Source organism: Helicobacter felis ATCC 49179 (assembly GCF_000200595.1).
GTDB classification, from domain to species: Bacteria; Campylobacterota; Campylobacteria; order Campylobacterales; family Helicobacteraceae; genus Helicobacter; species Helicobacter felis.
Window position 1 is genome coordinate 1,608,152 of sequence record NC_014810.2, and the last position, 14,095, is coordinate 1,622,246.

The window sequence follows — 14,095 nt, forward strand, 5'->3', positions numbered from 1 at the left end:
GTGCATTGTTCTACAAGCGTAGATCGGTGTTTCTAAGCTTGGTATTCTTATCCTCAAGGGTTTTTAATCCTTTTGTCCTTCTCTTCTAGCTCCGTTGTGAGCTTCAAGGTTTTGCCCTTATAGTATTGGGCATCCCCTTTGGCTGTCTCTAGCATTTGCCCATATGCATCGCTGTTCTTAAACTCTTCAGCTAGTTTGGCTATGCCATTTTCTAGTCCCCTTATCCCCCCTAACAAGGCTTTATGCTCCCATTCTCTAGTTTGTTCTATCTTGGCAAGAATGGGCTTGAGTTCTTGATTGAGGCTTTTTTCAATCTCATTGATGTGTTTGTTTAAAAACCTATCTCGCCTATCTTTGGCGATGCTCTCAAAGTATTCTGGGTTCATTGCATTTTTAACCCCCCCTCTGCTTATTAGTAAAGCTATCGCGTTTATTTTTGGGAATTTCCCTGCAAGTAAATCATATGCAAGGGTTGCTAGGTGTGCGTGGTATTGAGCCTTTTCTTTCTCATTATCTTTCTTCCACTGGATCACAGCTTTAAGCTCTGCTCCTTTCTCTGTTTGGAGTTTCTCTAACATAGGATTAATGACTTGATCCACAAACTTTTGCAACAGATCTTTTACCTTGCCCACATACCCTTGTAGCTTTGTATCTTTATCAATCTCGTTTCTAGCCTTTTCTAGTTCTTTAGCGTGTTGTGTTTGTAGTGCCTCTAACTCTTTGGTGTGTTCTGTATCTTTGGCTTTTAGTTCTTGTGTTAGTTTCTCTAAAGCTTTGTTACTATCAGCCAAATCTCTAGCATGCTCTTGCACTTGCCTTTCTTTAGCCTTCAGTTCTTGTGCCACTTTCTCTAAGGTCTTATCTTTCTCTTTTAATACTTGAGCATGTTCTATGTCTTTTTCTTGCAAAGCTTTGCTGTGGCTTTGCTCTCTGCTCTCAAGCTCTTTAGTGTGTTCTTGCTTGAGCTCTTGCACAGCACTAGGGCTTAGATAATCCTCGTATAGGGCTTTTGTGGCTGTTATCTTATCCTCTACTTGCTTGGGGCTTAGATAGTCTTTGTATTGCTCTTGTAATTTCTCATAACGCTTCTTAGCTTCTTGCTCTATCTGTGTGATGCGTTTTTTTAAACCATTAATACTCAAGCCATCATCTTTTAAGGCTCGCAAAGCTCTGTAATCCTCTTGTGTAAAGAGTTTGAGATCACCTAAGCCCTGATTAATGGTAATCATTTGTTTTCTCACACTCTCAAGTAAGGGTTTAGCTTCTTTGATAGTGAGCTTTTTGTCTTGTTTGTCTTGTGAGACAAAGATTGTAACAAGGTCTATCAATGTGGTTTCTAGTTCTGTCTTGTTGTCTTTGAGTGTTTGATTCTCTTGAGATAGAGTAGTGTTCTTGTGATAAAGTGCATGGATGCTTGCATTCTTTAACTCTAAAGCTTGCTGATACGCTTGTTCTTTGTTTGTTAAAGTTTGTTGGTGTGTGCGCTCTTGTGTGGCGTTTAAATTTTTAAGTTCTGTGTTTTCTTGTGTTAAAGCGGTGTTGGTTTGTTCTAGCGTTGTCTTTTCTTGTTGTAGAGCTTGTAACTCTGTTTGTTGATTCTCTGTGTTAGCTTGCAAACTTTCTAACTGCTCTTTATGTGCTCTTTCTAATTCTTTGCGCCTTGTTTTCTCTTGCTCCATGATCTGCGCATAAGCTCTAGGCTCAATGCGTTTAACCTTGCTAATGCGTTTATCAACACCCCTGGATTTAAAGGGCTGATTGAAAGTGCGCCTATACCTCTCAATAGCCTGAGTAATTAGTTCATGTCTTAATGCTAACGCATCATCACCGCTTCTATCACATTCACAACCATAACCCAAACCATAACCCAATTCTTTGGCTAGCAAATATGTAGGTGGTATTGTGCGGTCGTTATGGTGTAGCTGTATGTTGTTTGTGGGTTTAAAGTTGATTGATGCGATGCTACCCATTTCAACCAATGCCTCCTAAAATTTTCTCTTAGCCCCCTGCAGGGGCAAACTAGGCGGTGAGCTTGCGAAACGAAACTCTTTTAGGGTCGCCTAATTTGATTAGGCAACCCTAAAGGGTGCGCTCACAAGTTCGCTTGCCTAATATGCCCCTCAAACGCCGGGGAGGCTTAAAAAATCAAAATTTGTATTATCTTGGGTTTGTAATGTATGCCATTGTGCTGTTTAATTTGATTGTCATTTGCCCTTCAAATGCTATGGGGACTTTAAGAGATTTTTTTAAGTGCGTGATGATTGCTAGTTAAAATACTCTCACTCTTCATACTTCTTAAACCAATTCTCAAAATGTTTGACACTCTTAAAACTAAAAGGTTCTAAAGCTTTGCGGGGTTTGTCTACATCTTTGATCTCTACTTGGATATGTCCGCTCTCTAATGTAGAGACATCTTTGATTTTAAGATTAGAAGGAATGCCATTAGTGTTCATATAGAGATTTCTGCCAATGTATTCTGTTAAATCATTGCTAGAGTTTAGAGCTTGAGTTTGCTTAGGTTTTTGTGTTTTCTTTGGCTTTACTAAGCCTTGTAAAGTTTTAAAACCATTGTGTTCTTGTAGTTCTAGTGCTGGTTGTGATAGCTGTTGTAGCGTGTAGTCTGTTTGTATCTCTAGTCTTTGATAGCCTGATTGAGCTATTTGTTTCAACAAAACTTCTTTGTTGGGTGCAGGGGCGCATCTCTCTTTAAATACTTGACCATCTTGGTAATATTTGACTAAAAACTCATAACCCTCTGGAGTGGGTTGTATGCTATCAATAGCAAGAATGATCTCAGGTTGTTCAGGTTTATAAAAACACAAACCTAAGACTTCCATAGTTTCATCATGCTGGTGCTCCTGCTTCATTTGTTGTTGAAGTTGCTTGATAGTTTTTTCACTGCGAATGTGCCATGCAATGGTTCTTAGATCATGGTGGGCTTTTTCTTGTTCTTTCTTAGTCTTAGTAATTGGCTGGAAGTAGAATTGAATGTGGGTGATACGATTGCCCATGCCTTTTGTTTTAGTTTTTTGTAGCAAAGGTGTTCAAAGTGAGGGAGTTTGCTGAGTTCTTTGATGGCGGGTTTGAGGATGTCGCGCTCAATTACTTCAATTAGCTTAATATTGCTAGAGATTCCCATCAATTCCCTAAACTCACTCCACTCTTTCTTTGGAGGCACTCCCGTGCTTCTCCACTGCTTAAGAAGGCGATATAGGGTCTTAGCGTATTTGCTACGAATATTCTGAAACTCTAGCAATTCAAAAGAAGTGAAGTTAGCGTTTAAAAAATTGAGCAAATAACCAAAGTAGGGCATATTCACTTGGATTTCTATGCTCTTGACTTGAGTTTTTTTGGTGTCGTGATAGTTAATGCGAAACCTCCTAAAGAGCATGATGCCATCTTTAGCGCGGGGATAGAGAATCCAAAAGTTAGCAACTCTAATGTTTTTCCAAAGCTTTTCAACGATCTTGGAGAGGTTGTTGATATTAACTTTAGTCTTAGCTCCTATCATTGCTTTAATCTCATCAATCTCAAACACTAGGAGCTCATCTTGTTTATCCTTGAGCCTGTTGAAGATCGCAAAGAGCAAATTCGTCTCTAGTGCGCCAAGCTTGCCCAGAGAGACAGAGTTCACATCGTTGTGGAAAGTAACATACTTTTCGGAGGCAGCATGGTGGGTTGTGGGTTGTTGTTGGGTGATAAGTTGGGTTTCTAGGGGGTCTTGTTGTTGGATGGGAGCTTGTGTGGTGATCTCTGTAGCTGGGGATGGCGTGGATATTGGTTGTTGGTTTGCTGTCCTCGGTGTGAGGAACTTTTTGGGCGGAGCTGAGTCTGGAAATTGGTGAGTTCTTGCTGTCTGCACGGCTAGTTCAGTTAACTTTTTAAGACAATCGGTCTGCTTTTGTTCTAAGGCGTTCCTAAATGCAGTGTCTGTTTCGATACTAATTAGAGCTTGCAAATCGTTGAATTGTCGCATTAAGATTTGTTTTTGTTCTACTACATCCATACCTACACCTTAGAGGCAATTTGCAATGAATTATATAGATATGTAACTTAATTCTATGTATTTGTGCGTATTTTACTGGGTATTTGTGCGTATTTTACTGGGTATTTGTGCGTATTTTACTGGGTATTTGTGCGTATTTTACTGGGTATTACTCTCCACCAGCCCCCACCACACGAGCCCCGCGGGGGGTCTAAAAGGTTAAAAAGAGCTTCGCTCTTTTAAAAGGTTAAAATCGCGCGCGCGCGCGCATGCGCCCGTGAATGTGGATCAGCCCCAAAATGAGTCAGTTTGCTTAAACGAAAAAATGCAAATCCCTAGATTAGAATCGGAATGCAGTGCTAGCGCACTGCTTACATTTTGTCTGTGGGGGAGACCCCCCACACCCCCCTTTAGCTTTTGAGATGAGAAAATTGATCTTAGAAGGTGATAGAACGCTTTTGGGGTGTAGGTAGGTTGTTAGTAGTTGAGGGTGTTTTGTTGATTGTAGGGCTTTCTAGAGAAGGCTTTGAAGTGAGGATTAGACATTTGATCTGAAGTATCTACGATTATGGAGTAATCATGCCTTTGGGGAGAGTGAAAAAACAATCAAACAGAGCAATCATTCCTTTGAAAAGCAAGACAAAGCAAAGCGATAAAACAAAGATAGCGCTTAAAAAGCTTTTAAAGGCTCATAGAGCGCAAGGTTAGTGGTTGGGAGTATCAAACTATGGTTTGGATGTTGAAAGAGATTGTGGAGGATTTTTGAGGCAAAAGGAACAAATACGATCAAGCCACTTGGTTTGGCTAAAGATTATAGACATAGTTGAAATACACCGAAGCGTTGCGCCTAAAGCCGATCTGTTGTTTGTCAATCCAGATTGTCCCATCATTGATGATGGTGGCATAGTGGTTGAGCATGGGTAATAGTGGAATGCGCACCCCTATTTCAAACCCATTGTGTTTGCCTATGTTGGTTCTAAATCCAAAGGTTAAGGGCAACTGGAAGTAACTCTGTCCATTTGTAGCTTGCAAGCACTGCTGTGTTTGCAAGTATTGAGAATTGTTTTTAATGATCTGCTATTAATGTCCCACGAACTGCCCACAAACATCAAGCCTAGAAAGAGCCCACTGGTGTATTTGTGATCCTTGCTCTCAAAGAAGTTATACAGACCATCTATCCCTGCTCCATAGGCGAAGTTATTGATGCCATAGTTTGTGGATCTATGATTACCTCCCCCCCCCCGTTGTAACTAAAGCTAGCGTAGTAGCGTAATCCCCAGCGTTTCTTTTTGCCAAAGAATTGTTTGTAACCTGTCTGTATATCCACCCCATAGAGATTGGTGTTAGTGCGGTGGGGTTGCACGGAGGAGAGCATTTTTTGGATGGTGTAGCCGTAGGGGTTAAAAAACTTTGCATGCTGGGATTGGGAATATGCGCCTAGGATTTTTTGGGTGGCTTGGGCAAGGACGGAGGTTTGGGTGGAGTCGTATGCAATGACGGTTCCAATATTGTTTCTTTGGGTAGAGTCAGACACTGCAAGCTTGCCATTAGGAGCACTGGTGAGTGTGTCAAAACAGCGCATTGGTGAGTGTGTTGGCGGCATTTTCTAGTTTAGAGATTTGGGCTTGCAAGGTAGGGATAGTGGCGTTGCCAGAATACAAAAAAATATTCCTCCCTTATTGCTCACCCCCACAGCCTCTGCCACTTGCTGACTGGTTATGTCGAATGTTTGAAAAGCCTCTTCAAGCTGAGGGATTCCACTAAGCTTGATGTTATTAAGACAAATACTGGTTTCTTTGGTTTTGCGATGAGCTTAAAAACACAGAAACACAGAGTCTACTCTCGGGACGAAAAATACACAAGCACACTGCCATTGTCTTTGAGTTTATGGAGTTCCAACAATCCAGCAATTTAGTTATCCAATTTAATACCATATTTGCCTAGGATTTCTATGCCTTTTTCGAAAGAAGTAAAATCAACGACATCATCCATGCTCAATTTGATATTAAAAGTTTTCTCAAGTGATGCTATAAGCATCATATGTCCTACACTATCCCATGAAGGAACATCTTGATATTGAAGACCATTAACTTCATTTTCACTAATTTCTAGCACTGCTGTAAAACATGATTTATATTTTGTCATCTAATTATCACCTCATCATTAATGTGTTTGCATTGATATGGCAGATACACTTCCCTAGTGTTGCGTTTTGTGAATAAAATTGATCTATCCTCCATATAAGTTTTGTTGTCTAGTTTTACAAAAATGACCATTTGATGGAGTCTAGCCCAACCAACCATCACTTCTATTTAGCCTCTTCTTTATTTTAAGATAATATTTTAAGATAATTAAAGATATATCACGAGAAGCAATCCTATTTTTATCCAAAAATATACCAAACAATGTGCCGAAGACAACCTTTATTTTTTTTTAGATTCTAAGAACACCTTAAAATCAAGAGTGCTTGGTCTATCTTGATCGCCGTCTGCTTTAAACATATAAAGATTATCTCCATAGGCGTGATAGTAAATTTCTACATTTTTTGCCGTATACGGAGCAAACCAATTTGGAATAATATTCTCATCATCTTCTGTCCTTTCTGAAAAGCCGGCCCTCTTCAAACCATCTTTATTCATGCCTTTTTGGTATAAATCCACATATTCGTAGCCATTTTGTTTTATTAAATTCTCCAAGGCAAGCCCAGCTCTATAAAATTCATCTCGATTGCCCAATATATCCACTATTCTTAGGATTTTTGCCCCATTATACTCCACCTCTCGACTTACAAGCACCATGCTCGAATCTAGTCCATACAACTTGTATGTAAAGACGGGGTGATTAAAATAGCGCTTATTGACATACCATGGAGATTTATAAGGGTTATGTTGTTTAAAAGCCTCGTTGTCGAATACTTGATACATGTGGTTTGCATCTTTAAACAGCACAAAATCTGCCTGATTGCTTGTGTCGATATTCAATCTTGTTTTATGTGCAACTTTGGCTATTTTATATTCTTCCTTATCACTGAGTCTGTAAAAATGCTCCAAACGTCCAACTTTGTCATCTTTGAAATATGTTTTTGCCAGTGCATAAGTTGTGTTGATGTTCGCACCAATTCCAATATAAGAACGCATTTTAACCCCCATCATAAAACGCTTACGGTATGAAATCTCTATGCCCAAAAACGGCAAGACAGCATTAGGACTCGTGCGAAACATCGCTCCAGACATATCAAATGGCTCTGTACTATCGTCGCCCTTTGAGTAAATATAAATGCCCTCACATGCATCTATTTGCTGTGTTTTTCTGTTAATCGCCAAAATATAATTGACCCTATCCTCCATTTTGAACTCATATTCAAAAAAACTTCTATTAATGGCTAGAATATGATTTTCATTCCAATATTCTCTAATAAACTCCATGATCTTACCAATATCATCGGGAGTGGCCAACCTTATTTCATACAGCGCATCAAACCTTGTATTTACTTGATTATTCACACAGCGTCCTAATGTCCTTATTTTGACTCCTAGGAGGAAAGTCATTGCAGTCGAGTCTGGGTAATAGCAACGGATCATGTTTGTGATAATCGACAACACTAACCTCGACAGTAAGTCCAAGCACACAGCCATTGCTTTGACAACAATCTCGAACCAATTGATTGTAATCTCCAAATGGATAGCAGGCAACCCAGGCATCTTCATCAATATATGGAGAGATCACCTCTAAACCTTTTTGGATATCTTTTTTAATTTTTTCTTCACTTAAACTTGTGAGCCAATAGTGATCGTATCCATGAAAACCAATAAACATACCAGCATCTTTCATGAGCCGAATTTGGTCATGATTCATATAAAGTTCTTTGGCAAACTTATCCTCTGCTAAACCTAAATATTTGGCGAACAACTCACTAGAAATAATATGTCTCAATTCTTCTGGCAACACAGTTTGCAACATTCTTTTTACAAAAATCACCTCCCTAGTGTCAAATCTTCCGTCCTTGGCATACTGATGCCACAATGTTTTGTTGCTCGCATATTGAAATTCCTTGCCACGATAAAAATCCATTCGTTCTAGCAGATACTCAAGTATATCATTAACATCAGCACTAGCTAAAATAAAATGAATTTTATTCACATCTAACAAAGTGCTCTCGGCAATCGTTTTCCCGGGTATAAAAAACGAACCTTGCAGACCATATTGTTGGAGAATAGGGAAGGCAACCGTAAAGTGATCGATATAACCATCATCAAAAGTCAAGAGAATTGGATTTTTAGGGAGCTTGGATGAATCGATCCGAGGAGATAAAAGTCTAGAAGGTTCTACTTGGGGGGGGGGGGGGTAACAGCCATAATCAGCTGTTCCATTGTGATAGGACTATAGTTCCTTTTAAAAAACTCAACCTGAGTCCTAAATTCATCCACATCAAAACCCTTAATTGCGGGATACCTACTATTTTTCAGATCTCTAACATAGTGGTACATCACAATCGTCAAACTATCTTCTGCCATCAACTACCTTTAAAGTTGAACTCTATGTTGTACTATTAACTACAAAAATTATAGCATAAATCGTACAATGGGCAACATTGTCCAAGAAAATGTGTATTTCTTGATAACTGGCCATGGATCCTTGTTGCAAGAAACCCATGCTTGCTAACGAGCAGTGATTGACCGCCTAAATTACCCAAAATTAACATTCTAGGTTTATAAAGCATCCTCGCTTTCTAAAATATGAAAAATGACTAAAGATGCCCTAGGAACCATATGAATCCAGTAAGGCTAAACATCGTGAATATCAAGACAGCAAAAATGTAAGATTTAGCCTATATAACCAGTTCTAAAAATTGAAATAAATGAATCTAGAGGCGTGAACCGTATAGCCAAAGACATAAAACCCTATAAGTAAAATCGTGGTGCATATCCACCCCAAACGCCACAAAGAGAGTTTAAAACTTTCTAGGGCTTGGCAACTATTCTTAGCGCTAAAAGTGAGCAAAATAGCTAGAAGTGCAGCGGTTCCAATAAACAATTTGCCGGGTTTATCCAAATCAACCAACAAAACACTATGAGACCCACTCATCAAAAACATTGCCTTTAACACCTTGAATACATCAGAAAAGTCCTTAGCCCTAAAGAAAATTAAAGTTATGTTCACATAATTGAAAGTGATAAACCACCCCAACCATGTGGGCAAAGGTTTGAGTTTGTATTTTTTGCGCACTTTCTTAGACCAGTAGTGATTGATCACAACACCTAATCCGTGCAAAAGACCAAAGAAAACAAATAGCCAGCTTGCCCCATGCCAAAGTCCGGCGATCAAAAAGGCGATTACAATCGTCAACATAGATTTATGGAAAGTAATTTGAGAAAATATGCGTACGATGGATACATATAGGTAATCAAAAATAAAACGACTCAAGGTCATGTGCCAGCGTTGCCAAAACTCTATCATGCTTGAAGCTTTATAAGGACTATTGAAGTTTTGGGGCAGGCGGATATTAAAGAGTAAAGCCACTCCAATAGCCATGTCTGTATACCCACTGAAATCAAAATAGAGTTGGAAAGTATAGGATAAAGAGGTCATCCAGCCCTCCAAGGCAGAGAGTGTCTTAGAGGTGTCAAAGCCCAGAGTGGCGATTTTAGCAAGGCTATCAGCAATCACCACCTTTTTAAAAAGTCCAATGGAAAAAATAAACACCCCGCTTGCAATGTTGTCTAAAGAAATATGCTTATTGCTGTCTTGAGAAAATTGGGGCATCATCTCTTTATGGTGCACAATGGGACCGGCAATGAGTTTAGGGAAAAAAGTTACAAATAGTGCGTAATCTAGAAAGTTAGAGAAATTAGTAGGGGGGTTAGGTTCTATATTAGGGGAATCGATCTTGGCGTAACTATCCAATAAAAAAGTGATTTGCTGGATAGTGAAAAAGCTAATAGCCAAAGGCAGAGCCAAATGCAAGAGGTTAAAAGAGGTGCTAAAAGCGGTGTTGAAATTGTTGATGAAGAAGTCGGCGTATTTGAAGTAACCCAAGAGGGCTAAATTAGTCACTAATCCTAAGCTTAAAAAGCCTTTGGCTAGCTTGGGTTTAGCCCACATCGCTTGCACAATGGCGTAGTTAAAAATAATGGAAATTAAAATGAGGGGGAGGTATTTGACATTCCAATAGGCGTAAAAAAACAAACTCGCCCCCACTAAAAACGCCTTCGCCCCCAAAGCACTCCAACGGCTTAAAACAAAATAGCCCAAAAAGCTCAAGGGCAAAAACATAAAAATAAACTCTACAGAATTAAAAAGCATAAAAACCTTTCTGTTAAAATCCCAACCCGCCCGTGATGGGGATGTTTAGCCCTGTCATGTAATCGCTCCCACTAGAGAGCAAAAAGAGCAACATGGGCACAATGTCCTTTGGGGTGGCGTTGCGCTTTAGAGGGTGGTTTTCAGCTGCCACCTGCACGATTTTAGGATCGATGCTTTCTAAAAACTTGGTTTCGATCATGGAGGGAGAGAGGCAGTTGATTTGAATATTGTGCTCCTTGTAATCGCTTGCCATAGAACGCATGAGCCCTAACAAGGCATATTTCATCGTGGTATAAACGCTGGTGTGTTTGGGGGGGATGTTGCACACAAAACTTGAGAGCATTGCCACCACCTTACCCCCCTGTTTTTGGTGCGCAAGGGGGGGTAAAAAGGCCTGCAACATCAAAAAGAAGCTTTGCACACTGGCGCTAAAGTCGTGTTGCAAGGCTTGGGGGGAGATGTCTTTAAGACGGGTGTAGGCATACTTGGGGTGGGCTAGATGCACGATTTTATTAGGCGTGGGGTGGTTAGCCTTAATGTTTTCAATCAAGGCTTGCACTTCTTGCAAAGAGCTTAAATCCGCCTTGAGGGGGTGTAAATTAGGCTTGTTGGGCAGGGGGCTTTTGTGGCTGTGGGCTAAAATAATGGCTTCTCTTGGCAATGCCTCCAAAAGGGCTAGCCCCAAATCCGAGGAAGCCCCTAAGATTAAATAGGTATCTTTCATTCTAAGACCTTGGCTAAAATGTCTGCAGTGCTCACTAAAAAGGGTTCATCATTGATATTCTCAATGCGCGCTTTTAAACTTGCCACTTGGAAAGCCTCATTCAAATGCACAATGCGCCCGCTCACCTGCAAGCAATCCCCCACATACACGGGTTTTTTAAAGCGTAGGTCATAACTTAAAGACATGGCATATTCCCCGGGCAAGTGCTTACCCACTAGCCTAGAATAAAACATGCCCAGTGCCGCCCCGTGCAAGAGCACCCCCTTAAAACCCTTTGAAAGCATGTAATCCGTGTTGGCGTGCAAATGGCTATCATCGCCGCTTAGGACCCTGAATTTTTCCAACATTTCTGCAGTCACCACAACGCTAAACCCGCCACACATGCCCACACGCAATTCTTGAAACTTATACGCATGCTTTAGACCAACAGCCCCACCTGTAATTTGGCGCGGCTCACACATAGCTCCCCCCCCCCCCCCCGATGAGGGCATCAATGCCTGCGCTGATCTCGATCGTTTTAAAGCTTGCATTGCAATGGGTGATCTTGCCCCACACACGCAAATTTGCGGGGGCATAGAGAGGGTTTTTGAAAGCCACTTTAATCCCCTGAAAGAGAGCGTATTTACCGGGCAAATGCATCCCCACCAAAGTCGAGTAATACGCGCTGTGTAACATCCCATGCACCACGCAACCTTTAAAGCCTTTTTCTTTAGCGTAAGTAGGGTCTGTGTGTAGGGGATTGTGATCGCCACTCAGTGCACTAAAGTTTTGCAAATGTTGCGGGGTCAAATCTAGGCTAAAACTTTCCTCTAACCCCTCAAAGAGGTCGGCAAAGCGGTAGGTTTTAAGCATGCTCAAGTTTGCGTTCAATCAACGCCACCATTTCACCCACATTTTTAAGCCCTTGCAATTCGCTTAAGTGGAACTTGATTTTAAAATGTTTCTCAATGGCACTGATCAAACTAATGTGATTTAGGCTATCCCAATCCTCAATGTCGTTAGCGTTTGTGCTCTCATTGATGACTAAACTCGAGTCGTCAAAAATATCTCTAAAAATCTCTTGCAACTGGCTAAAAATCTGTGTTGTTTCCATCATTTACCTTTATATAGTGGGGTTTGTCTGTGTGTTTCTCTAAATCCAAACTAAAAACGCTCCCGCCCTCGCTTTGGCTCTCTAAAGTGAAACCAAAGCCGGCATAAAGCTGGGCGACCATCGCATTTTTAGGCGTGGGGTGGTAATAGCCCTTGAGGGTTTGCACGCCTAGCTTTCCAGCCTTTTTGACTAAGGCATTGAGCATGGCAAATTCTAGATCGCGCTTAAGAACCCGACAACTCATCAGCCAAATTTCTAAATGGCAAATCTCCCCCTCAATGCGCCCCACGCTGATCGCCACGATGCCATTGTCCCCGAATTTATCCACAAGCTGTCCATAAAGCGTGATATAAGCCGGACTTTGCGCCCACTCTTGCACTTGCGCTAGGGTACATCTCTTTGTGGTGCAGTTAAATTGGTTGGTCTTGTTGATGAGTTGGGTTAAGCGCTCAAAGGCATTGGGGTGAAAGGGGGCGATCAGGGCGCGCATTTCTAAGCTTTGTAAAAACTCGGCATAAGATCCAAATTGTTGCTGTGCACTTTGGCGCTGGGCATTAGCTTGGTATTGGGCAGCGCGGGCTAAATCCTCTTGGCTAAGAGAAATGGGCTCAAAATACCCCGCTTCATCTAGCTTTGTGGTGTAATCTTCAGGTTGCCCTATGTCGGGCACAGCCACGCTAGGCAATTGGGCAGAAACTAAAGCGCGCTCGGCCGGGTTGTCATCCACAAAGACAAAGCTATCTAGCCCCAAATTGAGTTCTTTGGCAATCTCTACAATATTGCGATCTTTGGGCTCAAAATTGGCCTTAATACAAGCAAAATCAGCTGGTTTTAACAGCATGTTCTCATGCGAGAGTGCCAAAAGGGCGTTTTCATGCGTGTTTTTAGAGCAGATAGCAAGCACCACCCCGCGCTCTTTGAGTTCTAAAATATAGCGTTGGAAGGCACTATAGCTCTCAGCTAGTGCACTCTCACTTCCGATTACCAAGCCCGCTAAACCATCATCGGCAATCACCCCGCCATAAAGGGTATTATCCATATCCAAGATCAAGACTTTTTTAGAAAGCCCAAAAATAGCGCAGGTCAGCTTGCTCAAATTCAAAGCCACGCAAGCCAAGCCTTCATAGCTCATCGCATACTTGGCGCGGTAGTATAGGCTAGGATCAAACCACTTAGACAGCCCCACTTGAGCGGACAGATACAACAAATCTTGCATATACACCGAGGGGTGTTCTTTGACAAGCTTGATAATGGCGGTGTTGAGAGCATGGATAAAATGGGTCTTGCCACTTGAATAATCCAAATTACCTAATGATCGGTGCTGGGGCAAATCAAAATTATTAATGATGATCGCGCAAGAATAACGGGTCTTTAAAGAGATGAGCATGATCTCTATTTTATTCATCTCTTGTTGGACAAGTTTGGCGATTTCTTCCGCTGAGGCGTTAAGTGCGGGGAAGTGCTCGATATTGAGCCAAGAGGTGTGTAAATAGATGAGATCGGGAGCAAAATCCCTTAAAGCGGGGTTTTCAAACGCGCTTTCTTCGTAGTAACGCCTGTAGTCGCTTTCATAAAAGCTAGGGGTGATACCCCTTTGGAGCAAAAAAACCTCCAAAAGGTCTTTAAGCTCGGCTGTGCTTGAGCCTCCTAAGAGGGCTATTTTCTTAGAAAGCCACCCCCCCCCCCCCCCGCAGAATCTAACAACTCTCTTTTGAGGCGTTTTTTATGACGCAGAAAATACGAAATATCTTGCATACAATAACTTTAAAATTAAAAATTTGAAGATGAACATAAGCAAATCACTGTCCAACAACTCATAAAGACTATAGAACTTTTGTTATCTGTCATAGGCAATAGTAGGTGCACTAATTGGCTATCATTTTGCTCCACTAAAACTTTTCTAATACGGGACCAAGAACACAACACAAGGGAACCACCGTAAAAACATATTAACAGAACTTAGACTCATCTATTATACACCATAGTAATC

15 protein-coding genes are annotated in these 14,095 nt (G+C 41.2%); all 15 read right to left on the reverse strand.

The annotated features are described in order from the left end of the window. Positions 1-53 precede the first annotated feature (53 nt). The 15 genes from HFELIS_RS09080 to HFELIS_RS08130 all read right to left on the reverse strand — a co-directional run bounded on the left by HFELIS_RS09080 (position 54) and on the right by HFELIS_RS08130 (position 13,708). Complete coding sequence (locus HFELIS_RS09080) at positions 54-1,970, reverse strand: coiled-coil domain-containing protein (protein WP_013470066.1); 1,917 nt, start codon at positions 1,968-1,970, stop codon at positions 54-56. A 309-nt stretch (positions 1,971-2,279) separates the two neighbouring features. Further along, positions 2,280-3,011: a hypothetical protein gene (locus tag HFELIS_RS08070; RefSeq protein ID WP_148229955.1), complete on the reverse strand. Its 732-nt coding sequence runs from the start codon at positions 3,009-3,011 to the stop codon at positions 2,280-2,282. After that, positions 2,924-4,006, reverse strand: coding sequence for a replication initiation protein (locus HFELIS_RS08075; protein WP_041302924.1), 1,083 nt, complete (start codon positions 4,004-4,006; stop codon positions 2,924-2,926). Before HFELIS_RS08075 ends, HFELIS_RS08070 begins: the two co-directional genes overlap by 88 nt. Positions 4,007-4,789: 783 nt before the next feature. Continuing rightward, complete coding sequence (locus HFELIS_RS08640; RefSeq protein WP_081458354.1) at positions 4,790-5,017, reverse strand: outer membrane beta-barrel protein; 228 nt, start codon at positions 5,015-5,017, stop codon at positions 4,790-4,792. Continuing rightward, positions 4,975-5,190 (reverse strand): outer membrane beta-barrel protein, encoded by a 216-nt coding sequence (locus HFELIS_RS09530; RefSeq protein WP_081458355.1) that lies wholly within the window; start codon positions 5,188-5,190, stop codon positions 4,975-4,977. Before HFELIS_RS09530 ends, HFELIS_RS08640 begins: the two co-directional genes overlap by 43 nt. Beyond that, the gene (locus HFELIS_RS09535) at positions 5,160-5,567 is read right to left on the reverse strand and encodes an outer membrane beta-barrel protein (protein WP_013470068.1); all 408 of its coding nucleotides are present in this window, start codon (positions 5,565-5,567) and stop codon (positions 5,160-5,162) included. The genes HFELIS_RS09530 and HFELIS_RS09535 overlap by 31 nt, the downstream gene beginning before the upstream one ends. A gap of 329 nt (positions 5,568-5,896) precedes the next feature. Continuing rightward, entirely contained in the window at positions 5,897-6,130 is a 234-nt protein-coding gene (locus tag HFELIS_RS08085) for an acyl carrier protein (protein ID WP_013470069.1), read from the reverse strand. 278 nt (positions 6,131-6,408) lie between these two features. Next, complete coding sequence (locus tag HFELIS_RS08090; RefSeq protein WP_013470070.1) at positions 6,409-7,488, reverse strand: hypothetical protein; 1,080 nt, start codon at positions 7,486-7,488, stop codon at positions 6,409-6,411. After that, positions 7,481-8,284, reverse strand: a complete 804-nt coding sequence (locus tag HFELIS_RS08095; RefSeq protein WP_081458357.1) for a polysaccharide deacetylase family protein — start codon at positions 8,282-8,284, stop codon at positions 7,481-7,483. Before HFELIS_RS08095 ends, HFELIS_RS08090 begins: the two co-directional genes overlap by 8 nt. Before the next feature lie 543 nt (positions 8,285-8,827). Beyond that, positions 8,828-10,288 carry an MBOAT family O-acyltransferase gene (locus HFELIS_RS08105; protein ID WP_013470071.1) on the reverse strand — a complete coding sequence of 487 codons (1,461 nt, stop codon included), beginning with the start codon at positions 10,286-10,288 and terminating at the stop codon, positions 8,828-8,830. A gap of 13 nt (positions 10,289-10,301) precedes the next feature. Then, on the reverse strand, positions 10,302-11,012 hold the full coding sequence (locus HFELIS_RS08110) for an SDR family NAD(P)-dependent oxidoreductase (protein ID WP_013470072.1): 711 nt from the start codon (positions 11,010-11,012) through the stop codon (positions 10,302-10,304). Continuing rightward, positions 11,009-11,473, reverse strand: a complete 465-nt coding sequence (locus HFELIS_RS08115; protein WP_041302930.1) for a MaoC/PaaZ C-terminal domain-containing protein — start codon at positions 11,471-11,473, stop codon at positions 11,009-11,011. The genes HFELIS_RS08110 and HFELIS_RS08115 overlap by 4 nt, the downstream gene beginning before the upstream one ends. After that, positions 11,466-11,882, reverse strand: a complete 417-nt coding sequence (locus HFELIS_RS08120; RefSeq protein WP_041302933.1) for a MaoC/PaaZ C-terminal domain-containing protein — start codon at positions 11,880-11,882, stop codon at positions 11,466-11,468. Before HFELIS_RS08120 ends, HFELIS_RS08115 begins: the two co-directional genes overlap by 8 nt. Then, positions 11,857-12,105 carry an acyl carrier protein gene (locus HFELIS_RS08125; RefSeq protein WP_013470075.1) on the reverse strand — a complete coding sequence of 83 codons (249 nt, stop codon included), beginning with the start codon at positions 12,103-12,105 and terminating at the stop codon, positions 11,857-11,859. Before HFELIS_RS08125 ends, HFELIS_RS08120 begins: the two co-directional genes overlap by 26 nt. Beyond that, positions 12,083-13,708, reverse strand: coding sequence for an HAD-IIIC family phosphatase (locus HFELIS_RS08130; RefSeq protein ID WP_231844171.1), 1,626 nt, complete (start codon positions 13,706-13,708; stop codon positions 12,083-12,085). The genes HFELIS_RS08125 and HFELIS_RS08130 overlap by 23 nt, the downstream gene beginning before the upstream one ends. Between the last annotated feature and the right edge of the window lie 387 nt (positions 13,709-14,095).

What these genes read in the sequence shown, in the direction of transcription:
- HFELIS_RS09080 (WP_013470066.1), bottom strand. Translation starts at nt 1,970, where the DNA reads ATGGGTAGCATCGCATCAATCAACTTTAAACCCACAAACAACATACAG.
- HFELIS_RS08085 (WP_013470069.1), bottom strand. Translation starts at nt 6,130, where the DNA reads ATGACAAAATATAAATCATGTTTTACAGCAGTGCTAGAAATTAGTGAA.
- HFELIS_RS08115 (WP_041302930.1), bottom strand. Translation starts at nt 11,473, where the DNA reads ATGTGTGAGCCGCGCCAAATTACAGGTGGGGCTGTTGGTCTAAAGCAT.
- HFELIS_RS08075 (WP_041302924.1), bottom strand. Translation starts at nt 4,006, where the DNA reads ATGGATGTAGTAGAACAAAAACAAATCTTAATGCGACAATTCAACGAT.
- HFELIS_RS08070 (WP_148229955.1), bottom strand. Translation starts at nt 3,011, where the DNA reads ATGGGCAATCGTATCACCCACATTCAATTCTACTTCCAGCCAATTACT.
- HFELIS_RS08110 (WP_013470072.1), bottom strand. Translation starts at nt 11,012, where the DNA reads ATGAAAGATACCTATTTAATCTTAGGGGCTTCCTCGGATTTGGGGCTA.
- HFELIS_RS08105 (WP_013470071.1), bottom strand. Translation starts at nt 10,288, where the DNA reads ATGCTTTTTAATTCTGTAGAGTTTATTTTTATGTTTTTGCCCTTGAGC.
- HFELIS_RS08125 (WP_013470075.1), bottom strand. Translation starts at nt 12,105, where the DNA reads ATGGAAACAACACAGATTTTTAGCCAGTTGCAAGAGATTTTTAGAGAT.
- HFELIS_RS09535 (WP_013470068.1), bottom strand. Translation starts at nt 5,567, where the DNA reads ATGCGCTGTTTTGACACACTCACCAGTGCTCCTAATGGCAAGCTTGCA.